Source organism: Microbacterium sp. Z11_20, from assembly GCF_057197605.1.
Genome location: NZ_JBXVOQ010000001.1, coordinates 420,935 through 440,146, shown reverse-complemented (window position 1 = coordinate 440,146; position 19,212 = coordinate 420,935). Strand labels below are relative to the sequence as shown.

Annotated in this window: 27 protein-coding genes; 14 read left to right on the top strand and 13 right to left on the bottom strand. The window is 71.0% G+C overall.

From position 1 onward, the window contains the following. Positions 1-7 precede the first annotated feature (7 nt). From msrB to AC2DFQ_RS02115, 3 genes are all read left to right on the top strand, one after another. Entirely contained in the window at positions 8-472 is a 465-nt protein-coding gene (msrB, locus tag AC2DFQ_RS02125) for a peptide-methionine (R)-S-oxide reductase MsrB (RefSeq protein WP_484532795.1), read from the top strand. Further along, the gene (gene msrA, locus AC2DFQ_RS02120) at positions 469-1,020 is read left to right on the top strand and encodes a peptide-methionine (S)-S-oxide reductase MsrA (protein WP_484509486.1); all 552 of its coding nucleotides are present in this window, start codon (positions 469-471) and stop codon (positions 1,018-1,020) included. Before msrB ends, msrA begins: the two co-directional genes overlap by 4 nt. Positions 1,021-1,154: 134 nt before the next feature. Continuing rightward, positions 1,155-2,237, top strand: a complete 1,083-nt coding sequence (locus tag AC2DFQ_RS02115; RefSeq protein ID WP_484509487.1) for a DNA polymerase IV — start codon at positions 1,155-1,157, stop codon at positions 2,235-2,237. 29 nt (positions 2,238-2,266) lie between these two features. On the opposite strand, the gene AC2DFQ_RS02110 is transcribed toward AC2DFQ_RS02115, so the two are convergent. Then, on the bottom strand, positions 2,267-2,710 hold the full coding sequence (locus AC2DFQ_RS02110) for a hypothetical protein (protein ID WP_484509488.1): 444 nt from the start codon (positions 2,708-2,710) through the stop codon (positions 2,267-2,269). A 102-nt stretch (positions 2,711-2,812) separates the two neighbouring features. After that, positions 2,813-3,442, bottom strand: a complete 630-nt coding sequence (locus tag AC2DFQ_RS02105; RefSeq protein ID WP_484532794.1) for a M15 family metallopeptidase — start codon at positions 3,440-3,442, stop codon at positions 2,813-2,815. Positions 3,443-3,529: 87 nt separating this feature from the next. Here AC2DFQ_RS02105 and AC2DFQ_RS02100 point away from each other — a divergent pair, with 87 nt between their 5' ends. Both AC2DFQ_RS02100 and AC2DFQ_RS02095 read left to right on the top strand, forming a co-directional pair. Then, positions 3,530-4,189, top strand: a complete 660-nt coding sequence (locus AC2DFQ_RS02100) for a response regulator transcription factor (protein WP_484509490.1) — start codon at positions 3,530-3,532, stop codon at positions 4,187-4,189. After that, a complete protein-coding gene (locus AC2DFQ_RS02095; protein ID WP_484509491.1) occupies positions 4,186-5,265 on the top strand; it encodes a sensor histidine kinase in 1,080 nt (359 codons plus the stop codon). Before AC2DFQ_RS02100 ends, AC2DFQ_RS02095 begins: the two co-directional genes overlap by 4 nt. Here AC2DFQ_RS02095 and AC2DFQ_RS02090 read toward each other — a convergent pair. The 4 genes from AC2DFQ_RS02090 to AC2DFQ_RS02075 all read right to left on the bottom strand — a co-directional run bounded on the left by AC2DFQ_RS02090 (position 5,238) and on the right by AC2DFQ_RS02075 (position 7,838). Next, positions 5,238-5,678: a VanZ family protein gene (locus AC2DFQ_RS02090; RefSeq protein WP_484532793.1), complete on the bottom strand. Its 441-nt coding sequence runs from the start codon at positions 5,676-5,678 to the stop codon at positions 5,238-5,240. The two genes, AC2DFQ_RS02095 and AC2DFQ_RS02090, sit on opposite strands and share 28 nt — an antisense overlap. Before the next feature lie 51 nt (positions 5,679-5,729). After that, on the bottom strand, positions 5,730-6,548 hold the full coding sequence (locus AC2DFQ_RS02085; RefSeq protein WP_484509493.1) for an SDR family oxidoreductase: 819 nt from the start codon (positions 6,546-6,548) through the stop codon (positions 5,730-5,732). 92 nt (positions 6,549-6,640) lie between these two features. After that, entirely contained in the window at positions 6,641-6,811 is a 171-nt protein-coding gene (locus tag AC2DFQ_RS02080) for a hypothetical protein (RefSeq protein WP_484509494.1), read from the bottom strand. A gap of 124 nt (positions 6,812-6,935) precedes the next feature. After that, the gene (locus AC2DFQ_RS02075; protein ID WP_484532792.1) at positions 6,936-7,838 is read right to left on the bottom strand and encodes an NADP-dependent oxidoreductase; all 903 of its coding nucleotides are present in this window, start codon (positions 7,836-7,838) and stop codon (positions 6,936-6,938) included. A 103-nt stretch (positions 7,839-7,941) separates the two neighbouring features. On the opposite strand from AC2DFQ_RS02075, the gene AC2DFQ_RS02070 reads away from it, so the two are divergent. From AC2DFQ_RS02070 to AC2DFQ_RS02055, 4 genes are all read left to right on the top strand, one after another. Beyond that, a complete protein-coding gene (locus AC2DFQ_RS02070) occupies positions 7,942-8,454 on the top strand; it encodes a MarR family winged helix-turn-helix transcriptional regulator (RefSeq protein ID WP_484532791.1) in 513 nt (170 codons plus the stop codon). A gap of 127 nt (positions 8,455-8,581) precedes the next feature. Then, positions 8,582-9,352 carry a glycosyltransferase family A protein gene (locus AC2DFQ_RS02065; RefSeq protein WP_484509497.1) on the top strand — a complete coding sequence of 257 codons (771 nt, stop codon included), beginning with the start codon at positions 8,582-8,584 and terminating at the stop codon, positions 9,350-9,352. Beyond that, positions 9,339-10,148, top strand: coding sequence for an endonuclease/exonuclease/phosphatase family protein (locus AC2DFQ_RS02060; protein ID WP_484532790.1), 810 nt, complete (start codon positions 9,339-9,341; stop codon positions 10,146-10,148). Before AC2DFQ_RS02065 ends, AC2DFQ_RS02060 begins: the two co-directional genes overlap by 14 nt. Further along, positions 10,145-10,759, top strand: coding sequence for a DUF2238 domain-containing protein (locus AC2DFQ_RS02055; RefSeq protein ID WP_484532789.1), 615 nt, complete (start codon positions 10,145-10,147; stop codon positions 10,757-10,759). The genes AC2DFQ_RS02060 and AC2DFQ_RS02055 overlap by 4 nt, the downstream gene beginning before the upstream one ends. Positions 10,760-10,794: 35 nt before the next feature. Here the strand turns inward: AC2DFQ_RS02055 and AC2DFQ_RS02050 are convergent, their stop codons facing one another. Continuing rightward, complete coding sequence (locus AC2DFQ_RS02050) at positions 10,795-11,301, bottom strand: glycine cleavage system transcriptional repressor (RefSeq protein WP_484532788.1); 507 nt, start codon at positions 11,299-11,301, stop codon at positions 10,795-10,797. 166 nt (positions 11,302-11,467) lie between these two features. Between AC2DFQ_RS02050 and AC2DFQ_RS02045 the strand changes: the two genes are divergently transcribed. Further along, entirely contained in the window at positions 11,468-11,761 is a 294-nt protein-coding gene (locus AC2DFQ_RS02045) for a DUF503 domain-containing protein (protein ID WP_484509997.1), read from the top strand. Positions 11,762-11,768: 7 nt separating this feature from the next. Here the strand turns inward: AC2DFQ_RS02045 and AC2DFQ_RS02040 are convergent, their stop codons facing one another. Then, positions 11,769-12,089 (bottom strand): TraR/DksA family transcriptional regulator, encoded by a 321-nt coding sequence (locus tag AC2DFQ_RS02040; RefSeq protein WP_484509501.1) that lies wholly within the window; start codon positions 12,087-12,089, stop codon positions 11,769-11,771. Between the two features lie 119 nt (positions 12,090-12,208). Here AC2DFQ_RS02040 and AC2DFQ_RS02035 point away from each other — a divergent pair, with 119 nt between their 5' ends. Beyond that, positions 12,209-13,042 carry a helix-turn-helix transcriptional regulator gene (locus AC2DFQ_RS02035; protein ID WP_484532787.1) on the top strand — a complete coding sequence of 278 codons (834 nt, stop codon included), beginning with the start codon at positions 12,209-12,211 and terminating at the stop codon, positions 13,040-13,042. A 69-nt stretch (positions 13,043-13,111) separates the two neighbouring features. After that, the gene (locus AC2DFQ_RS02030; protein WP_484532786.1) at positions 13,112-14,134 is read left to right on the top strand and encodes an FUSC family protein; all 1,023 of its coding nucleotides are present in this window, start codon (positions 13,112-13,114) and stop codon (positions 14,132-14,134) included. A gap of 13 nt (positions 14,135-14,147) precedes the next feature. Here AC2DFQ_RS02030 and AC2DFQ_RS02025 read toward each other — a convergent pair whose 3' ends face one another. The 4 genes from AC2DFQ_RS02025 to AC2DFQ_RS02010 are packed head-to-tail and all read right to left on the bottom strand — an operon-like array spanning position 14,148 to position 16,545. After that, a complete protein-coding gene (locus tag AC2DFQ_RS02025) occupies positions 14,148-14,792 on the bottom strand; it encodes an SDR family oxidoreductase (RefSeq protein ID WP_484533123.1) in 645 nt (214 codons plus the stop codon). Beyond that, complete coding sequence (locus AC2DFQ_RS02020) at positions 14,789-14,914, bottom strand: hypothetical protein (RefSeq protein ID WP_484509504.1); 126 nt, start codon at positions 14,912-14,914, stop codon at positions 14,789-14,791. The genes AC2DFQ_RS02025 and AC2DFQ_RS02020 overlap by 4 nt, the downstream gene beginning before the upstream one ends. A gap of 49 nt (positions 14,915-14,963) precedes the next feature. Then, the gene (locus tag AC2DFQ_RS02015; RefSeq protein ID WP_484509505.1) at positions 14,964-16,070 is read right to left on the bottom strand and encodes an NAD(P)-binding domain-containing protein; all 1,107 of its coding nucleotides are present in this window, start codon (positions 16,068-16,070) and stop codon (positions 14,964-14,966) included. Positions 16,071-16,098: 28 nt separating this feature from the next. Then, positions 16,099-16,545 carry a YchJ family protein gene (locus AC2DFQ_RS02010; RefSeq protein WP_484532785.1) on the bottom strand — a complete coding sequence of 149 codons (447 nt, stop codon included), beginning with the start codon at positions 16,543-16,545 and terminating at the stop codon, positions 16,099-16,101. 152 nt (positions 16,546-16,697) lie between these two features. Here AC2DFQ_RS02010 and AC2DFQ_RS02005 point away from each other — a divergent pair, with 152 nt between their 5' ends. Then, a complete protein-coding gene (locus AC2DFQ_RS02005; protein ID WP_484532784.1) occupies positions 16,698-17,672 on the top strand; it encodes a DUF4352 domain-containing protein in 975 nt (324 codons plus the stop codon). Between the two features lie 53 nt (positions 17,673-17,725). On the opposite strand, the gene AC2DFQ_RS02000 is transcribed toward AC2DFQ_RS02005, so the two are convergent. After that, on the bottom strand, positions 17,726-18,313 hold the full coding sequence (locus AC2DFQ_RS02000; RefSeq protein WP_484532783.1) for a nucleoside deaminase: 588 nt from the start codon (positions 18,311-18,313) through the stop codon (positions 17,726-17,728). 111 nt (positions 18,314-18,424) lie between these two features. On the opposite strand from AC2DFQ_RS02000, the gene AC2DFQ_RS01995 reads away from it, so the two are divergent. After that, positions 18,425-18,955: a hypothetical protein gene (locus AC2DFQ_RS01995; protein WP_484532782.1), complete on the top strand. Its 531-nt coding sequence runs from the start codon at positions 18,425-18,427 to the stop codon at positions 18,953-18,955. Positions 18,956-19,212: the final 257 nt, after the last annotated feature.

Here is a 19,212-nt window from a genome sequence, read left to right as displayed (position 1 = left end):
AGGAATCGTGAACGACGAGTACCGCACCACCCCCGAGGCGCTGAGCCGCCTCACCCCCACCCAGTACCACGTGACGCAGGAGGCCGGCACGGAGCCGCCGTTCCGCAACCGGTACTGGGACCACCACGAGGCCGGCATCTATGTCGACGTGGTCTCCGGCGAGCCGCTGTTCTCGTCGACCGACAAATTCGACAGCGGCACGGGCTGGCCGAGTTTCACCCGACCGATCGCTGTGGCCGCCGTGACGGAGGAGACCGACCGTACGCTGTGGATGACCCGCACCGAGGTTCGCTCGGCCGCCGCCGGCAGCCACCTCGGGCACGTGTTCGACGACGGCCCGCGCGAGGCCGGCGGGCTACGGTACTGCATGAACTCCGCCGCACTGCGCTTCGTTCCGCTCGACGACCTCGAGGCCCAGGGGTACGGCGCCTACCGCACGCTTTTCACCGACACGAAGGAGAACCCATCATGACCACCGACACCGGAGCCGTCACCCGCATCCCCGGCGCGGAGACCGCCGTCCTCGCCGGCGGTTGCTTCTGGGGCATGGAGGACCTCATCCGCCGCCAGCCCGGGGTCCTGCAGACCCGCGTCGGCTACAGCGGCGGCAGCAACGAGCACGCGACGTACCGCAACCACCCCGGTCACGCGGAGGCCGTCGAGATCGTCTTCGATCCCGCCCAGACCACGTACCGCGACATCCTCGCGTTCTTCTTCCAGATCCACGACCCGTCGACGCTGAACCGACAGGGCAACGACGTGGGCACCAGCTACCGCTCGGCGATCTTCCCGCAGAGTCCGGAGCAGGAGCGCGTCGCGCGCGACACGATCGCCGACGTGGATGCCTCGGGGCTGTGGCCGGGCGAGGCCGTGACCACGATGGAGCCGGCCGGTCCGTTCTGGGAGGCCGAGCCCGAGCACCAGGACTACCTGATCAAGTACCCCAACGGGTACACGTGCCACTTCCCGCGTGCCGGTTGGGTGCTGCCCCGCCGCGCCGAGGCGAGCGCTACCGTCTGACCCTCCCTCGCCCGCTCCTGCGTGGGGCGGGCGAGAGGATGGGCGCGCGGCGGCACGGAGCACGCGACGGACGGATCCGGACGCACCGGCCGGGACGGGTGTGCATCGCCGCGTCCCGGGCCACACTGGATCGCATGAGCGACAGTGCCGAGCGGGCGTGGGTGCTGCACGTGGACCTCGACCAGTTCATCGCGGCCGTCGAGGTGCTCCGCCGGCCGGAACTGGCCGGCAAGCCGGTGATCGTCGGCGGCCGTGGCGACCCGGCGGAGCGGGCGGTGGTGTCCACCGCCTCGTATGAAGCACGCGCGTTCGGTGTCGGATCGGGGATGCCGTTGCGCCTGGCCGCCCGGAAGGTGCCCGACGCCGTGATCCTCCCGGTCGACGCGCCCGCCTACACGGCGGCCTCCGAGGAGGTCATGGCCACGCTGCGCGCACAGCCCCGGGCCGTCGTGCAGGTGCTCGGCTGGGACGAGGCCTTCGTCGGGATTGCGACGGATGATCCGGAAGCATACGCCCGCGCCATCCAGGCGGCCGTGCTCGAGCGGACGCAGCTGCACTGCAGCGTCGGCATCGGCGACACGCTGGTGCGCGCCAAGGTGGCAACCGGTTTCGGCAAACCCCGGGGCGTCTTCCGTCTCACCGCCGACAACTGGCTGGAGGTGATGGGAGACCGGCCCACGATCGACCTGTGGGGGGTCGGCACGAAGGTCTCACGGCGTCTGGAAACCCTCGGCATCCGCACGGTGACCCAGCTCGCGGCCGCCGACGAGGCACCGCTCGTCGCCGAGTTCGGGCCACGCATGGGCCCGTGGTACCGCCAGCTGGGCCGCGGCGACGGGGCCGCCGTCGTGGATGACACGCCATGGGTGGCGCGCGGACACGGGCGCGAGACGACGTTCCAGCAGAACGTCGCCGACCCCGACGCGATAGAACAGGCAGCCCGTGACCTCGCCGCGCAGGTGCTCGACGATGTCGCCGCCGAAGGCCGGCCGGTCGTCGGGGTGGGGCTGAAGGTGCGGTACGCGCCCTTCACGACGAAGACGTTCACGCGCAAGGTGGCGACGACCTTCGACCGGGGGGTGGTGCTCGAGGAGATCCTCCGGCTGGTGGCGAAGATCGAGCCCGACCGGCCGCTCCGACTCCTCGGGGTCCGAGCGGAGATGGAGATGCCCGACGGTGCGCGCGAGGGCCACACGCCCACGCGCGGCGGGTGGTAGGGCCGAGAACCCGTGCGCCGCGCCGGCGCTCAGGGCACGTCGTCGAGGGCGAGGGGGTCGACGCCGCCGTCGTGCAGAAGGAACTGGGCACGCAGGTGCATGCCGACCTCGCGGCATCCGCCCGCCAGCGCCCTCGCCCACTCCCGGTCATCGGCGGTGGGCGTCGCGTCACCCGTGCGCTCCCACACCAGCACCGCCTGGCTCGCCTCCACGATCTCGGCGATCATCGTCAGGCGATGGGCGAGCACGAGCGAGGCGGGAAGGGTGCCGAGGTCGGCCGTCTCGGACGGCTCGTACGGGTCTCCCGGCAGCTCGGCCCCGGGCATCAGCGGACCCACCACGCGGTGATCGTCATCGAGGAAGATGAGCCACAGCTGGCGACGGATGGCCTCTTTCAACAGGCCGTCGAGCCATCGCTGCAGGTCGGAGTCGGTCGGCAGTGGTCGGTGGGCGGGAGGTGTCGTGTGCGTCATCCCTCCACCGTCCCTCCGTCGCGGAGTCCCCGCGCCCCGGACGAGCACGGCGGTGGATGAGCACGGGCGGTCGCCGCCTGGGGAGGAGAGACCGATCCGCGGTCAGCGGGAGGATTCGGCGGCCGCCCGGACTCCCGACTCCGATGCCGATCGCACTGCCGACGCATCCGGGGCCATCGTCGGGCACGCTTCGCCGGGCTCGATGATCCGCTCGTAGTGCCACATCTCGTTGGCGTACACCTGGCACAGTCCGTACTGCGCGCCGTGCTGGCTGAGCCAGGACTGCGCGTCGACCGGGACGATATCGATCGCCTCCCCCGTGACATGGGCGGACTCCTCGGGGGCGGCGACGAACTGTCGTGCCACCTCTTCGCTGCCGTAGGTCTCGACGGCGGTGTCGAGCAGCCAGTCCTGGTAGGCGGCGCTGCGCCATCCGCTCGTGACTTCGAAGGGCACCCCCGCCAGGGCTGCGTCCGCTGCCGCCTCCCTCATCGCGTGCAGGAGCTCCGGCTCGAGGTTCGCGATGGCGGGATGCTCGTCGCTGAGCGAGATCGCCGCGCCCTCGGGGATGAGGCCGTCGCGGATGTCCGGTGTGAAGGGTGTCGTCGCGAACGACGCGGTCAATCCGGTCGCGAGGATCAGCAGCGCCGCCACGATGGCGGCGAGGCACGCGCCTGCCGCAATGAAGGTCGCCGGACGGATGCGGGTGACGGGGGTGGTGGCGATCGGCATGGCAGCCATCCCACCGGGGCGAGCGTTGCCGCGGCGTATGCCGGTCGTCATACACCCGCGATATGTCGACCCACTTAGCATGGGGGCGTGCGCGTGCTGATTGTCGAAGACGAGTTGTACCTCGCCGAAGCGATCCGCGACGGACTGCGCCTGGAGGCGATCGCCGCCGACATCGCGGGTGACGGCGACACCGCGCTCGAGCAGCTCGCCGTCAACACGTACGACGTGGTCGTGCTCGACCGCGACATTCCGGGGCCGAACGGCGACGAGATCGCGCGCGGTCTGGTGGACGAACCCTCGAGCCCCCGCGTGCTCATGCTCACTGCGGCCGACCGCCTCGACGACAAGGCCTCCGGCTTCGAAAGCGGTGCCGACGACTACCTGACCAAGCCGTTCGCGCTGCGCGAGCTGGTGCTGCGCATCCGCGCTCTGGGCCGCCGCCCGGCGGCGGGCACTCCCCCGGTCGTCGAGGTCGGCGGGGTACGGCTGGACCGGTTCCGTCGGGAGGTCTTCCGTGACGAGCGCTATGTCGGGCTGACGCGCAAGCAGTTCGCCGTCCTCGACGTACTCATGACAGCCGGTGGCGGGGTGGTCAGCGCCGAAGACCTGCTCGAGCGCGCGTGGGATGAGAACGCCGACCCCTTCACCAACGCCGTCCGCATCACGATCTCGACCCTGCGCAAGCGCCTCGGCGAACCCTGGGTGATCGAGACGGTCCCCGGCGTCGGCTACCGGATGACCCCGTGACTCGGCCACGGCCGCGCGGGGTCCCCGTTCGCATCAAGCTCGCGCTGACCTACGCCGGCTTCCTCGTGGTCGCGGGCATGGCGCTCTTCGCGGTCGGGTTCCTCCTCCTGCGGTACATTCCCGAGGGCAACCTCCTGCTTGCCAACGGTAACGACTACGCACCGCGGCGCCGCGACCTCATCGACGTCTTCGTCCGTTACGCCTGGTGGGCGGTCGCCGGGCTCGTGGTGTTCGGTCTCGTCGGCGGCTGGGTGCTGGCCGGGCTCATCCTGCGTCCGCTCGATCGCATCGCCGACGCTGCGCGGCAGGCGCGGGACGGGCGCCTGGACCTGCGCCTCCACCTCCCCGGCCGCGGCGACGAACTCACCGACCTCGCCGACACGCTGGACGCGCTGCTGGATCGGGTGCAGGGCACGATCGACGAGGAACGTCGCTTCGCGGCGAACGCCTCGCACGAACTGCGCACGCCCCACGCGATCATCCGCACGATGGTCGAGGTCGCCCAAGCCGATCCCTCCGGACGTGATGTCGACGTGCTCCTGCAGCGCATCGCCCGAACGAACGAGCGCGCCGTCGCAACCACCGAAGCTCTCCTCGACCTGGCCCGAGCCGGCCACGGCGGGGCGCTCCGCACCGAAGCGATCGACCTGGCCGATGTCGTCCGCGCCGCCGTCGAGGACGTACACGCCGATGTGGCGGGACGGGGCATCCATCTGCAGCCGGACATCACCTCCTGCACGGTGACGGGAAACGCCGCGCTGCTCAGGCAGTTGGTGTGGAACCTGCTGCATAACGCGATCGTCCACAACGTCGACGGAGGCTGGATCGACGTGCACCTCAGGCGGTGCGAGCTCGTGGTCGCCAACAGCGGAGAGGTGCACGCCACCGACGTGGCCGCGACACTGACGGAACCGTTCGTCCGCGGCGCCGGCCGCTCCCGCGGGGCCGGCGGACACGACGGCGCCGGTCTCGGGCTCGCGATCGTCGCCGCGATCGTTCGGGCCCACTCGGGGGGGCTCACGGTGAGGGCGCGCCCCGACGGCGGTCTTCAGGTGCGGGTGACGCTGCCCCGGTGAGCTCGGGCGACAACGACCACCAGCGTCCGGACCGCGGTCACCGCGACCGCACCGAAGGCGCCGCCCGCTGTGTTCCACAGGACATCGGCCGCATCGGGGATGCGCCCGGGGATCAAGGCCTGCACGTACTCGACCGCCGCGGACACACCCAGGCCGGCAAGAACGGCGAGCGGCCACAGCCGGCGGGGCAGAACGAGCGCGGCGGCGGCACCGAGCGGCACGAACATGGCCATGTTCATCAGCCGCTCGGCCTCGGCGTAGCCGGCTCCTGCGAACAGCGGCATCGTGACCGCATCCGCCCACTCGAGGAACGCCGCCCGCGCCGGGCCGACGAACATCTGCGGCGCGAGGGTGAGCGCTGCCACGAGAAGCAGCGCGAGTGAGGCCAGAAGACCGCGGGAGAGGTGACGCATGCTCCCAGTTCAGCGCGGCCGACGTTGCGTCAGCGTATGCGAATCAGGCCCTCACCCCTGAGCGAGACGGGCGACGTCGTCCCACTCCTGCCACGTCTGGAGCCGGGACTCGTAGTCGCGACGCGCGACGGACAGGGGGGCGGCTCCGAAGAACACGCGCAGCGGCGGCTCCTCCGCATCCACGATCCTCAGGATGGCCTGCGCCGATGCGGTCGGATCGCCGGGGGCCTGGGCGGCGCGCTGCTGCGCGCGACGCTCGCGGGCCGCGTCGTAGGCGGGAAGGGGGTCGGAGTGGCGCGAACTCGGGCCCGCCCAGTCGGTGGCGAACCCGCCCGGCTCGACGATCGTGACCTTGATACCGAACTCGGCCACTTCCAGCGCGAGGGCCTGCGAGAACCCCTCGAGCGCCCACTTCGACGCGTGGTACGCGCTCAGGTTGGCGAACGCCGAGATGCCGCCGATCGATGACACCTGGATGATGTGGCCCGATCCCTGCTCGCGCATGAGCGGCACCGCCGCCTGCGACACCCAGACGGCACCGAACAGGTTCGTCTCCATCTGGTCGCGGAGGTCTTTCTCGCTGAGCTCCTCGGCCATTCCGAAGTGACCGTACCCGGCGTTGTTGATGACGACATCGAGGCGGCCGAAGTGCTCGTACGCCGTCTGCACGGCGGCGAAATCGGCCGCGCGATCGGTCACGTCCAGCGCGATCGGCAGCAGGGCGTCCCCGAATCGCTCGACCAGGTCATCCAGCGACGCGACGTCGCGCGCTGTCGCGGCTACGCGATCGCCACGCTCGAGCGCTGCCGTCGCCCACTCCCGCCCGAAGCCGCGAGAGGTGCCGGTGATGAACCACGTCTTCTGTGCCATACCGAGCACGATAGCGCCGCACGCGGGTGACGCCTGCGGCCAGGACTCGAATATGCGTACAACCCCCTGCGTTCGTGCGCAGGACGGCCGGGTCAATCGTTCTCGTCGCCCTCTGCGCTTGGCGTGGCCTCGCCGTCGGTGCCTCCGGCATGGTTCTCTGCGGCGGCAGCGTCTTCGCGCACCTCGTCAGAGACCGCATCCGTGGGCGGCGCGTCGTCGGAGTGTGCGTCGTCCGCGTCGCGGCCGTGGCTGGTGTCGCTCATGAGGTTTCCTTCCGTCCTCTCCAGCCTCGTCACCGCGCGCCCGGCGACAACCCCCTGGACATCGGCGCCCCGCGCAGCGTACGGAGATCGATGAGGCCCTTCGGAGGCTGAGCTCCGGCGTTGGTCAGGGCTGGATGATGACGACCTTGCCGCCGCCGTTCTCGGCCAGGGTATGCGCCTCGACGATGTCGGCCAAGGAGACCTCGTGGTCGACGCGGGGCGTGTAAAGCCCGTCCCGCCCGAGCGCGGCGGCGTACCGCAGGAGTGCCGAGTCGTTGCGCGAGCTGACGGACGTGGCGCCGAGTTGCGCAGCCCCCTCGTGATCGATGACGGTGACGACCTGGGAGGCCACCCCGACGATGCTCACCAGATCCGGCAGCGTGTCGGACGGGGCCGAGTGCAGGGCTGCGTCCACACCGTCGGGCGCGAGGACGGCCACCCGCTCAGCCAGGCCCGGGCCATACGTCGTCGGAAGAACACCGAGCGACTCGAGGTGCGGATGGTTGCTCTCGCGGCCCGTGCCGATGACGGTGGCGCCGGCAGCGAGGGCGAACGCTGCGGCGGCGGTGCCGACGGCACCGGACGCGCCCTCGATGAGCAACGTCTTGCCGTTCAGGTCACCCAGCGCGTCGATGACGGCCGCGGCAGTGGTGGACGCGAGTCCTGCGGCGGCGGCCTGCGCCGTCGACCACGTCTCAGGGACGCTGCTCCATGCGGTCAGAACCGCGTACTCGGCCGTGGTGTCGCTGACCCCGCCCAGGCCGAACACGACGTCACCGACCTGCGTGTCTGTCACACCCGCACCGACTTCGTCGACGACGCCGACCGCATCCCGGCCGGGGATGGCAGGCAGGGGCACGGGCAAGGCCTGCGCGAGGTGACCGGCGCGCAGCACCACGTCGACAGGATTCACGCTCGTCGCATGCACCTTGATCCGAACCAAACCCTCGCCGGCGTGGGGTTCCGGCGCGTCCTCGATGACGAGGACGTCGGGGGCTCCGTACGAGTGGAAGCGGGCAGCGCGCATAAGGGTTCTGCTTTCTGGTGAGCACGACGCAGCATTACTTGCCGCGGAAACTAATGCTACCCCCAGAATTCCTTTCCGCGGCAAGCAAAGGTACTCTGTGATCATGCCTGCCGCAGATCACCTCTCTCCACAGCAGGACCGGACGTGGTCGCTGCTGGTAGGCGTCATGATGTGGCTTCCGGCGGAACTGGATGCCTACCTGGAGCGGTCAGCCCATCTGAGCCACGCCGAGTACGGGGTGCTGCGCTCCTTGTCCGCCAGCGAGGACCGGGAAATCCACATGAGCCACCTGGCTGCCACGGCCAGCGTGACACCGTCGCACCTGTCGCGGATCGTCGGCCGGCTGGAGAAACGCACCCTCCTCACCCGGAGCACGGACCCCGCGGACGCGCGCAAGACCCGGGCGAGGTTGACGCAACCGGGGGCGCGCCTGGTGGCCGAGGTAGAGCCCGGATACGCCGCCGAAGTGCGCGCTCGAGTGTTCGCGCTTCTCGAGGACCGGCAGGTCGAGCAGCTGGAGGACCTTGCCGAAACGATCCTCACGCCGCTGCGAAGTGAGTGCGTAGCCGCCTTGCCACCGCGAGCAGCCCGCGAGGGCGTGAGAAGCGCGTCATGACGCCCTGAGACGGGGTACCGGCTGGGGCCGGGGGTGTCAACCGTGCGGACCCCGACCGAGGCAGCACCTAGCGTGAGGGTGCGACCGGCGACCCCGGTTCGGTCTGCATCCTGACCGAGGAGGCGACGTGACCCGAGTATCCGTCGTCATCCCCGTCAAGAACGACGATGCCGAGCTTCGCCGGTGCCTTCGCGCTCTGGCGGTGCAGACCCGCGTACCCGACGAAGTGATCGTCGTCGACAACGGCTCGTCCGACTCTTCCGCCGCCGTGGCTGCCGAGGCCGGAGCGCGCGTGCTGCGCTGCGAGCGCCCAGGAATTCCCGCCGCCAGCGCCCGCGGGTACGACGCCGCACGCGGTGACATCGTGCTGCGCCTGGACGCGGACTGCATGCCGGCGGTCACCTGGGTGCAGGTCATGACCTCGGCGTTCGAGCGCCGTCCGGATGTCGCCGCGTTCACCGGAGGTGCCCGGTTCCTCGACGGGCCGCGCGTGTTGCGCGTACCGCTGGCAGCCCTGTATCTGGGCGCGTATGCCGCCGTCGCGGTCCCGGCACTCGGGCACCTCCCGCTCTACGGATCCAACATGGGGTTCCGCCGTGACGCTTGGCGCGGCGCCCGCCGGGCGATACACCTGTCGACAGAGGTGCACGACGATTTCGACCTCGCTTTCCACATCGGCCTCCGTCACCGCATCCGGTACCTCCCCCACGCGGCGATGGGCGTGTCGATGCGGCCGTTCGGCCATGCGGGTGCGTTCGCGCGCCGCACCGCGCGCGGTGTGCTCAGCGTCGTGGTGCACTGGCCGGGCGACTTCCCGCCGGTGCGGTGGGTGCATCTCGCGATGCGCCGCGCCGTCGATCGGAACCGGCACGGAGGGGGCGCCCATGCGCATCGGTGAGGCGCTGGTGGGCCCGGCCAGCCCGCCCGAGATCTCGATCATGACCTTCAACGTCCTTCGTGCCCGGAAGGCCTCGCCGGGATGGAAGGACCGGCGCGACCGCGTCGCGGCGCTGCTCCGACGGGAAGGCCCGACCATCCTCGGCGCGCAAGAAGTGCTCCCTCACCAGGTGGGCGTGCTGCGCGACGCGCTCGGCGGCACCTACCGGTCGGTCGGGCGCGGTCGCGATGCCGACGGCGGCGGCGAGGGCTGCCCGATCTTCTTCGACGCGAGCCGGCTGGAGCTGCTCGACTGGGAGCAGACGTCCCTGTCGACCCGGCCGGAAACGGCGGGCACGCGGGCGTGGGGATCACTGTTCCCCCGCGTTCTCACTCGCGCCGAACTCCTCGACCGCGCCACCGGCGTGCGGTTCACCGCCCTGAACACGCACCTCGATGTGCTTTCGCCGCTGGCTCGCCGACGCGCCGCGGAGATCATCGCCGCTCGTGCGGGAGACGGACCGGCCGTGGTCACGGGCGACTTCAACGCCGGTCCCACATCCCCGGCTCGGCGCATCCTGGTCGCATCCGGACTCGCCGACGCCTGGGCCGTCGCCGGTGAGTACCTGACCCGCGAATGGGCGACGTACGCACGCCGCCGTCGTCCCCGCTCGGGAGGCCCGCGCATCGACGCCATCCATGTCCGCGGGTGCGATGTCCTGCGGGTCGGAATCGACGCGCGACCGGTACGCGGCGGTTGGCCGTCGGATCATCTCCCCGTCCAGGCGGTCGTCCGGATGCGGGAGGACCGCGCGTGATCGAACGTTTCCTGCGTCGACCGTCCACCGTCGGCGACTGGATCGCCGACGCGATCCGGGTGGTGGGGGTGATCAGCGTCCTGGTCGCCGGCGTCGGGTGGTCCGCCGTCGACGCGGGCATCCTCGCCTTCGCGCTCCCCGCCCTCGTCCTCCCCCGCTTCCTCGGCGTGCGTGCCGCCTTCGACATCATCTTCGGTCTCTCGGTGCTGGTGGCGGCGTGGAGCAACGTGCTGGACCTCTACCGCACGGTGCCGGGCTGGGATCTCTTCGTGCACTTCGAGTGCACGGGCGTCATCGCCCTCATGCTCTATCTCCTCGCCGGGCGCCTCGACATCATCCGCGACGCCCTGGACGCGAGAGCGCCCGCCCGCATCCCGCTCGTGCTGGTTCCGCTGACAGGCCTGGCCATCAGCGCGGTGTGGGAGATGATCGAATGGGGCGGCTACACCTTCATCACCGACGACATCTTCGTCGCCTACGTCGACACGATCGGGGACATGGCCGCCGGAGGGCTGGGCTCCCTCGCAGCCGGGGCGATCGCCTGCCGCGTGCGTCTCATCCGGCGCGACGATCGGGCGGAAAGCGCGGTGCACGCGGACGCCGTCGGCTAACCTGCGCCGCAAAACGACCCACCGGGCGCCCGGCGTCAGTCGAGGGTCAGATCCACCTGGATCTCCGCCGCGAGCCGTTCCAGTTGCGCCCGGACGTCCTCCAGTCCCACCTCGACGGGAACGAGAGCGGCGATCGAGGCTTCGAACAGCCGCCCGCCCGACATCGCGGCATCCCGGGTCTCCGTCGTCATCCGTTCGATGCTGAGCCCCTGACCGGTGAGGGCGGCCGAGATGTCGCGCACGATCCCCGGATGGTCGTTGCCGATCACCTGCACGGCGACGTGCCGGGATGCGGCCGGGACGCCGGATCCGGCGGCCGGGACCGCGACGGTGACGAGGCCCTCGATCGCGTTGAGGGCGTTGCTGAGCGCCTCGGCGCGCGCCGCGGGGACGGACACTTCGACGATCCCGGCGAAGGCGCCGGACAGTTCGGCCAGCTGGCTGTTCTCCCAGTTGCCGTCATGGGCATCGACCACGCCGGCCACCGCAGCGACGATGCCGGCACGGTCGTCTCCGACGAGGGTGAGGACGAGGGTGGTCATGCCGTCAGCGTACTCAGGTGGCGCTCGCACCCGCAGGAGGGTCGACGGAGGCGGTGGCGCCTCGAGAAGGCAGGAGGTAGACACGAACCATGACACCCACCAGCGACGGGCTCGCCGCCAGATCGGTCGAGTGGTTCCTGCAGCCTCGAGGCGCGGCCGATTGAGCATGTGGGTCGGATGGATCGAATTCGACCTGCTGCTCGGCGACGTATCCTCGCTCAAGCAGAAGCGCAGCGTCGTGCGGCCCATCGTCGCGGACCTCAGCCGCCGTACCGAGGCGTCGGCCGCGGAGACCGGAGCGCACGACCTGCACCGCCGCGCCGAGATCGGCGTCGCTGTCGTCGCGGGCGACGCCGCCCACGTCCGGGATGTCCTCGACCGCGCGGAACGCGCGATGGCGGAGCATCCGGAGGTGACGCTGCTGTCCGCCCGCCGGGGACTGTCCTCCAGCGACGACTGACGCGCGTCTACGCGCAGGCGACGCAGAGGTCGGCCATCGGCCGCACCTCCATGCGCTCCTCGGGGATCCGGCGGCCGCAGCGCGCGCACACACCGTAGGAGCCGTCCGCGACGCGGCGGAGCGCCGCATCGATCTCGGCGAGCTCGGCGATGGCGCCGCGGCGGAGAGCATCCACCCGCGTCCACTCCCCCGACAGGGTCGACCCTTCCGGATCGTGCTCGTCGTCGGCGGTGCCGTCTGCACGGTCGCGCAGGAGGTCGCGCTCATCGGCGTCCAGGCGCGCCAGTCGCGCCGACACCTCGGCGCGCAGACGTTCCAGATCGGGCATGTTCCCACGCTACGCCCCTCGCCGCGCGGTCGGCCGACGCGGGCGTCGTCGCGCTCGCCCCCGCATCGAGGTATCAACGATCCCTGGTTGGCGCGCCCGGGAGCGAGGAGGATGACCCCATGCAGCAACTGGCTGAGTTTCTCCGCAACCGTCGCGAGGCGTTGCAGCCCGAAGACGTGGGTCTGCCACGCGGGCCGCGCCGGCGGACACCGGGGCTGCGCCGTGAGGAGGTCGCTGCGCTGGCGGGCATGTCGACGGACTACCTCAACCGGCTGGAGCAGGCGCGCGGACCGCAGCCCTCCGAGCAGATGCTCACCGCACTCGCGCGGGCGCTGCACCTCGAGCGCGCCGAGCGCGACCATCTCTTCCGTCTGGCCGGGCACGCCGCGCCCGAGCGGGAGGGCATCTCCACCCACGTCTCGACCGGGATGCTGCGGATCCTCGAGCGTCTCACCGACACCCCGGCACAGGTGGTCAACGAACTCGGAGAGACCCTCGCGCAGACCGAGCCTGCGCGGGCGCTCCTCGGTGATGCCCGGCAATTGACCGGGATGCGGCGCTCGACGGTGTTCCGCTGGTTCACCGAGCCGGAATCACGAGACATCTATGCGCGCGCCGATCACGAGCTGCGCGGTCGCACCTTCGTTGCGGAACTGCGCGCGGTGTACACCCGCACCGGCGAACGCTCCCGCGCCGGCGCGATCGTGGCGGAACTGCTCCGCCGGAGCTCCGAGTTCGCTGCCATCTGGGCTCAGCACGAGGTTGCGGAGAAGCATCCGACGACCAAGCGCTTCGCGCACCCGGACGTGGGCGAGATGACGCTGCACTGTCAGACGCTGCTCGACACCGAAACATGCCATCGATTGCTCGTGTTCACGGCAACCCCCGGCACCGAGGACGCGGAGAAGCTCGCGCTGCTGCGGGTCATCGGCACCCAGCTCTCGACGCGCTGAGCCGGCGGGGCCGCCCGACGCCGCAGGCAACCCCCTGCCTGCGACGAGCCTGCCTGTCAGACTCGTACCATGCGCATCCCGGCCACCTTCCGAGCGCCCCGGAGGGGGCCGCTCCTGCAGGTGGCCAAGATGGCCGTTGCGACGATCGCGGCGTGGCTGGTCGCCGGGTGGCTCGTGCAGGGACCGCCGCCCGTCTTCGCCGCGATCGCGGCTCTCCTCGTCGTGCAGCCGAGCCTGAACCAGTCGTTCACCAAGGCCATCGAGCGCAGCGTCGGCGTGATCGTGGGCGTGCTCATCGCTTCGGCCCTGGGCATCGCGCTGGGGTCGCACACCTGGGTGATCCTCCTGTCCACCGCCGTGGCCCTCCTGGCGGCGTGGGCACTGAAGATGACGCCGGGAACGACCAACCAGGTCGCCATCAGCGCCGTCCTCGTCCTCGCCCTCGGCACGGCCACACCCGGCTACGCCGTCGATCGGGTTCTGGAGACCCTGATCGGTGCGGTGATGGGGTTCCTGGTCAACCTGGCGGTGGTTCCCCCGGTGGCCGTCACGCCGGCCCGCCAGAAGACCCGCGCGCTCGTCCTCGAGACCGCCGATGCGCTCGACCGTCTCGCCGACGCCCTCGTCACGCCCCAGTCGCGCGATCAGCTGGAGGAACTGCTCCTGACCGCGCGACTGCTGCGTCCCATGCGCGACGCCGCGGAGGCGTCGATCGGGGATGCCGCCGACTCGCTCACCTTCAACCCGCGCGGACGTCGCCTGCGCGCGGACCTTGCCCGCGTCCAAGAACTGCTCGACGCGTTCACGCCGATCCTCACGCAGGTCATCGGGATGACGCGGGCCGTGTACGACCGCTATGACGCGACGATCGCCGGCGAACCCTCCGTGCAGGCGATCGCGGAGCAGTTGCACCGCGCCGCACACGACGCGCGGCTGCGCGTGTCGGAGGTGCGCGATGAGGCAGCGACGTCGGAGCCGCCGGCGCTCACCCGGCCGCTGCAGGTGGCCACCCCGTCGGCCGACCACTGGGTGCTGGTCGGCTCGCTGCTGATGGATCTGAACCGCATCCACGAGAGCCTCGGCGAGCGCTGAGCACCTGCCGGCGTCAGCGGCCGAGCGCCTCCGCGATGGGCACATCCCCCGAGCCGAACCGCAGAAAGCGGCCCACGGTCCGATCATCGGCCAGAGCCGCCACGATCACGGCGGCCACGTCGGCCCGCGGGACGGCGCCGTCCCCCTCCGGGTCGATCTCGATCCGACCGGTCGGGGGATCGAGGGTCAGCGTGCCCGGTCCCAGGATGGTCCAGTCCAGACCACTCGCCCGCAGATGGTCGTCGGCGGCGAGCTTCGCGTCGGCGTAGGCGAAGAAGGGGTCGTCGGGGTCGATGCCGTGACCCGGTGACGAGCCGATCCACGAGACCATGACGTACCGGCGGACGCCCGCCGCCTTGGCCGCATCCATGGTGCGCACCGCCGCGTCGCGGTCGACGGCGTAGGTGCGGGCGGCGCTCCCCCCGCCGGCTCCGGCGGACCACACGATCGCGTCGAAGCCCGCGAACGTTTCGCGGAGCGCGGCGCCGTGGCTGCTCTCCAGGTCGAGGACGAGCGGCTCCGCCCCGGTCGCGGCGATCTCGTCGGCGTGGTCGGGGTTGCGGATCGCCGACGTCACGTCGTCGCCCCGCGCCACCAGGAGGGGAGCGAGCAGGAGGCCCACCTTCCCGTGGCCGCCCAGGATGAGTACCCGCATCAGTTCTTCCCCACCCACTCGAAACGCAGCGTGGTCACCAGCGCGCTGCCGGCGGGGTGGATCGTGCCCACTGCCCCGTCTCTGGGGGCGCGGAGCAGATGGGTCGGAATCGCGGAATCGGTCACATCCACACGTTAGGGCGTCACCGACGGATGCAGCGAGGGCTTGACGCGCTCACACGACGGAGGGAAGCCGCTCGGAGGCGATCGCCGCCGCAACCGCACGCCCCGCGCGGTTGGCTCCTATCGTCGACGCGGACGGCCCGTAACCGATGAAGAACACGCGCGGGTCATCGAGCGAGCGCCCCTGCCCCACACGGAACCCTCCCTGGGGCGTGCGCAGCTTCAGCGGCGCGAGGTGCTCCAGTGCCGGCCGGAACCCCGTGGCCCACAGGATCGCGTCCACCTCGAGCAGCGACCCGTCGGGCATCCGGACGCCGTTCTCTTCGATCCGTGTGAACATCGGGAGACGGTTCAAGACCCCGCGCTCCTGAGCGCGACGCGCCCACGGCGTCCAGTGCATTCCCGTGACCGAGATGACGCTTCCCGGTGGGAGCCCCTGGCGCACGCGCTCCTCGACTCCGGCGATCGCGGCGACGCGCGCCGGGACGTCGAAGTCGCCCTCGATCCACTCGGGTTCCCGCCGCGTCATCCAGAAGGTCGTCGCGACATGCGAGATCTCCTCGAGCAGCTGCACGCCCGAGATGCCGGCGCCTACGACGATCACGCGCTGCCCGGCGAACTCCTCGGCGGACACATAGTCGGCGGTGTGCAGCTGACGGCCGCGGAACCTCTCCTGTCCGGGGTAGTGAGGCCAGAAGGGCCGCGTCCAGGTCCCGGTGGCGTTCACGATGTAACGCACGGCCCATGTGCCCGAGTCGGTTTCGACCACGAGGCGCCCGTGCGGGTCGGCGTCGGCGGCCCGCACCGCGGTGACGGTGACCGGTCGCTGGACGTCGAGTTCGAACCGATCCTCGTACTCCGCGAAGTAGGGCGGGAGGGCGTCGCGCGCTCGCGAGCGCGGGTCGGCCGGGGGCACCGGGAAGCCCGGAAGCTCGTGGATGCCGTTCACCGTGGCCATGCGCAGGGACGGCCAGCGATGCTGCCAGGCGCCGCCGGGGGCGGCGTTGGCATCGAGCACGACGAAGGTTCCCTTCGCCTCCGGTGTGCTCTGCGATACCGGCAGGAACCCGCGACGGCGCAGGTGGTAGCCCGCCGAGAGACCGGCCTGACCTGCGCCCAGGACGGCGACGTCCGCTTCCCGGGGCTGGTCGGACGTCATGGACGGGAGAACCTGCGGGGAGCCGCGGCTATTCCGCCGAGACGTCGCCGTCCAGGTACAGCCAGCGGCCCCCACGCCGGGCGAATCGGCTGCGCTCCTGCAGCACGCCGCGTCCGCCGGAGTCGCGCCAGTGCGCGCGGAACTCCACCGTCTCCTCGCGGTCCGTGGTCTCCTCGCCGTCCGCGGACTCGTCGCCGTCCGTGGACGCGGCCGCGTCGAGGATCTCCAGCCGCTCCCATGTCAGCGCCGCGTCGAGCGAGACGGTCTCGGGCCGGGTTCGCGGGTGCCACGTGCGCCGCAGATGCGCTGCATCCCCGATCCGGAACGCGGTGAAGCGCGAACGCATGAGCCGCTCGGGCGAGGGGGCGGCCTGTCCGGCCAGCAACGGCCCGCAGCACGCGGTGAACGACCTGCCGCTTCCGCACGGGCATGCCGCATCCTCGGGAGGGATCGAGGCGGCGGCACCGAAGGACATCCCGCCACCCTAACCCGGGCAGGTCGCGCCGGCCGGGCGGTCCTCTCCTCCCCCGCGGCGGTCGTCGCGCAGCTTCCCACAGCTCGGGCGCGGACGGGATAAGGTCCGGCCCGCGGTCCGTAGCATGGGCGCACCCGGCGACAAGGAGCAGCATGACCGATCCGCAGAACCCGTGGGGCGGCGCGGCGAGCGCGACCCCGCCGAGCGCTCCGCCGCTCGTCATGCAGCAGCCCTACCCCGGTGCGCCGCCCACCCTGGCTCCGGCTGCGACGGGATGGGCTGGGACAGGGCCGGCGGATGACGGTGACGGGACGGTCCGGTCCGGGCTCGCCGCGACGGCACTCGTCCTCGGCATCCTCTGCGTCGTGTGCGCGGTGATCCCGTTCCTGGGGACGATCCTCATCGCACCGCTCGTGGTGGCGACCCTGACCTGCGCGGTCATCGCGATGAACCGCCCCGGAGCTTCCCGCGCGCTCCCCGTCATCGCGCTGGTGCTCGCCCTCGCCGGGGTGCTGGTCACCGCCGCGTCATCCGTGGGACGCTCCGCGCCCGCACGGTGGCCGTGGGAGGCCGACCGCTCCGCCGGACTCCCCGCGCCACCCGGCGCCCCGGGTGCCGCCGAGCCGGACCCGGCCGAACCCCCACTGCTGGGCGTGGTGGGCCTGGACGGCAGCGGGACGTCACGCGCGGATCCACTGCCCTACGGCACCTCCGTGACGGTCGTGGATGAGAACACCGGCGACGAGGTGTGGAGCATCACGGTCGGTGCACCCCAGGACGCCACCGCCGCGGTCTCCGACGCCCCGGGCGCCGACGCGGAGAACGGCGGCTATGTGGCGGTCCCCCTCGAACTCACCAACCTCAGCGATACGCCGATCGACCCGTCGCGCGATTACGAGTACACGCTCTACGCCTGGCTGCTCACCGGCGACGGGGGCCGCGCCGACCCGACCTACGTGGCAGAGGAGGCGGGTTACCGCGCGAGCTTCGATCTCGACGAGGTGGCCCCCGGCGACACCGTGGAGTACTTCGAAGTCTTCGATGTGGCGCCCACGGTCACCGGCACCGGGTTCCTCGTGCTGGAGCTTCCCGAGGGAGGCGAGATCTTCTGGGGACCGGCGCAGTGAGCCTCAGCCGTCGGCGGATTCGCGGGCGACGTGCAGCGGCCGGGTGCCGCGCCTCAGGACGTGCCGCGGGCGTTGTAGACGAGGACGTCGGACTTCCCGTACTCGGCGAACACGGCGACCGCCTCATCCCGGCGCACACCGGTGACGACCTGGATGCCGCGTGCCTCGAACTGGGCCGCCCAGTCATCGACGACCGGTCCCTCGTCGAATCCGCTCAGAGCCTCCAGTTCGGGGCCGTCGCCGGCGATGACGAGGGAGCGGACGCCGCTCCACATCGTGGCGCCGTAACACATCACGCATGGGCGCCAGTTGACCACCAGCTGCAGGTTCGCATCCGAGGCGCCGAGGTCCCAGCGCTCCACCGCCGTCTGGGCCAGGCTGATCGCGGTCACCTCGGCGTGCATCGAGCTGAGGCCGGAGCTGAGCACGACGTTCACCCCGGCCGACACCAGGCGGCCACTGTCGGCCTCGACGACGATCGCGGCGAACGGGCCGCCGTTCCCGGCTCGCCAGTTGCGGTCGGCGAGTTCATTGACGAGATCCATGCGGTCCTCGAGCGACGGCAGCAGCTCGGGCAGGTTCGGGAAATCGGACAGGATCCACTCCGGCAGCGTTGCGGAGAAGGAGGTGGCAAGAGTCATGGCGCCATTGTGTCGGATCCATGTTTCCGCCCTGCTACGCACGATCTCGCCGACCGGATGTCGCTGTGGATAACGGATGCGCTCGACCGACCCCGCTCGTAGCCTGGTGCCATGCTCGCCCGAGTCGCCCGCGCCATCGCCGTCGTCCTGCTGGCCGGCGCTGCGATGACCGGATGTGCCGGAACGCCCGAACCGCAAGCGAGCACCCCGGCGCCCCTGACGGACGAGCAGGCGTTCGCCGCGGCGGAGGAGACCTACCGCGCCTACGTCGACGCGTTGAACCAGGTGGACCTGAGCGACCCCACCACCTTCGAGCCCGTGTACGCCCTCACCACCGGAGACTTAAACGCGCAGGACCGGCGAAACTTCTCGGAATGGCACGCGGACGGCCTCTCCATCGAGGGAGACGCGGTCGTTGCCGGGCTACAGCCCGTGGAAATCTCACAGCGGTCTAGCCAGATCGATATTGTCCTTGAGGCCTGTTACGACGTCTCGACGGTTGACGTGGTTACTCCTGAGGGGGCTTCTCTCGTGGACGAGGAAAGACCTGCCGTCCAGCCCCTACGCATCACGGCTGTACGACCCCAAGGCGACGCTCTGCTGATCGCGTCGATCGAGCCCGCGCAGGAGTTGAGATGTTAGGAGCACTTCTGGCGACGGCTCTGGTCGCTGGAGGCGCCATGGGCTATACCGGGTCGGCGTGCAACTCGGCTCAAATCTTAGTTTCTGCATGCGTATCTAACTCGGGCACCGGGGTCGACATCGTCGGGGAGCGGAACGAGCCCGGCCGGAACAACGGCGGGGCCGGCACCGGGCGCAGGTCCGGTGGGGGCACGGGCCCCGCGGACGCAAACTCCAGCCCGGCGACGCAACCGGCGCGGGCCGACGGGTGCACCGAG

What these genes read in the sequence shown, in the direction of transcription:
- msrA (WP_484509486.1), top strand. Translation starts at nt 469, where the DNA reads ATGACCACCGACACCGGAGCCGTCACCCGCATCCCCGGCGCGGAGACC.
- AC2DFQ_RS02115 (WP_484509487.1), top strand. Translation starts at nt 1,155, where the DNA reads ATGAGCGACAGTGCCGAGCGGGCGTGGGTGCTGCACGTGGACCTCGAC.
- AC2DFQ_RS02110 (WP_484509488.1), bottom strand. Translation starts at nt 2,710, where the DNA reads ATGACGCACACGACACCTCCCGCCCACCGACCACTGCCGACCGACTCC.
- AC2DFQ_RS02105 (WP_484532794.1), bottom strand. Translation starts at nt 3,442, where the DNA reads ATGCCGATCGCCACCACCCCCGTCACCCGCATCCGTCCGGCGACCTTC.
- AC2DFQ_RS02090 (WP_484532793.1), bottom strand. Translation starts at nt 5,678, where the DNA reads ATGCGTCACCTCTCCCGCGGTCTTCTGGCCTCACTCGCGCTGCTTCTC.
- AC2DFQ_RS02085 (WP_484509493.1), bottom strand. Translation starts at nt 6,548, where the DNA reads ATGGCACAGAAGACGTGGTTCATCACCGGCACCTCTCGCGGCTTCGGG.
- AC2DFQ_RS02080 (WP_484509494.1), bottom strand. Translation starts at nt 6,811, where the DNA reads ATGAGCGACACCAGCCACGGCCGCGACGCGGACGACGCACACTCCGAC.
- AC2DFQ_RS02075 (WP_484532792.1), bottom strand. Translation starts at nt 7,838, where the DNA reads ATGCGCGCTGCCCGCTTCCACTCGTACGGAGCCCCCGACGTCCTCGTC.
- AC2DFQ_RS02070 (WP_484532791.1), top strand. Translation starts at nt 7,942, where the DNA reads ATGCCTGCCGCAGATCACCTCTCTCCACAGCAGGACCGGACGTGGTCG.
- AC2DFQ_RS02060 (WP_484532790.1), top strand. Translation starts at nt 9,339, where the DNA reads ATGCGCATCGGTGAGGCGCTGGTGGGCCCGGCCAGCCCGCCCGAGATC.
- AC2DFQ_RS02050 (WP_484532788.1), bottom strand. Translation starts at nt 11,301, where the DNA reads ATGACCACCCTCGTCCTCACCCTCGTCGGAGACGACCGTGCCGGCATC.
- AC2DFQ_RS02045 (WP_484509997.1), top strand. Translation starts at nt 11,468, where the DNA reads ATGTGGGTCGGATGGATCGAATTCGACCTGCTGCTCGGCGACGTATCC.
- AC2DFQ_RS02040 (WP_484509501.1), bottom strand. Translation starts at nt 12,089, where the DNA reads ATGCCCGATCTGGAACGTCTGCGCGCCGAGGTGTCGGCGCGACTGGCG.
- AC2DFQ_RS02035 (WP_484532787.1), top strand. Translation starts at nt 12,209, where the DNA reads ATGCAGCAACTGGCTGAGTTTCTCCGCAACCGTCGCGAGGCGTTGCAG.
- AC2DFQ_RS02030 (WP_484532786.1), top strand. Translation starts at nt 13,112, where the DNA reads ATGCGCATCCCGGCCACCTTCCGAGCGCCCCGGAGGGGGCCGCTCCTG.
- AC2DFQ_RS02015 (WP_484509505.1), bottom strand. Translation starts at nt 16,070, where the DNA reads ATGACGTCCGACCAGCCCCGGGAAGCGGACGTCGCCGTCCTGGGCGCA.
- AC2DFQ_RS02010 (WP_484532785.1), bottom strand. Translation starts at nt 16,545, where the DNA reads ATGTCCTTCGGTGCCGCCGCCTCGATCCCTCCCGAGGATGCGGCATGC.
- AC2DFQ_RS02005 (WP_484532784.1), top strand. Translation starts at nt 16,698, where the DNA reads ATGACCGATCCGCAGAACCCGTGGGGCGGCGCGGCGAGCGCGACCCCG.
- AC2DFQ_RS02000 (WP_484532783.1), bottom strand. Translation starts at nt 18,313, where the DNA reads ATGACTCTTGCCACCTCCTTCTCCGCAACGCTGCCGGAGTGGATCCTG.
- AC2DFQ_RS01995 (WP_484532782.1), top strand. Translation starts at nt 18,425, where the DNA reads ATGCTCGCCCGAGTCGCCCGCGCCATCGCCGTCGTCCTGCTGGCCGGC.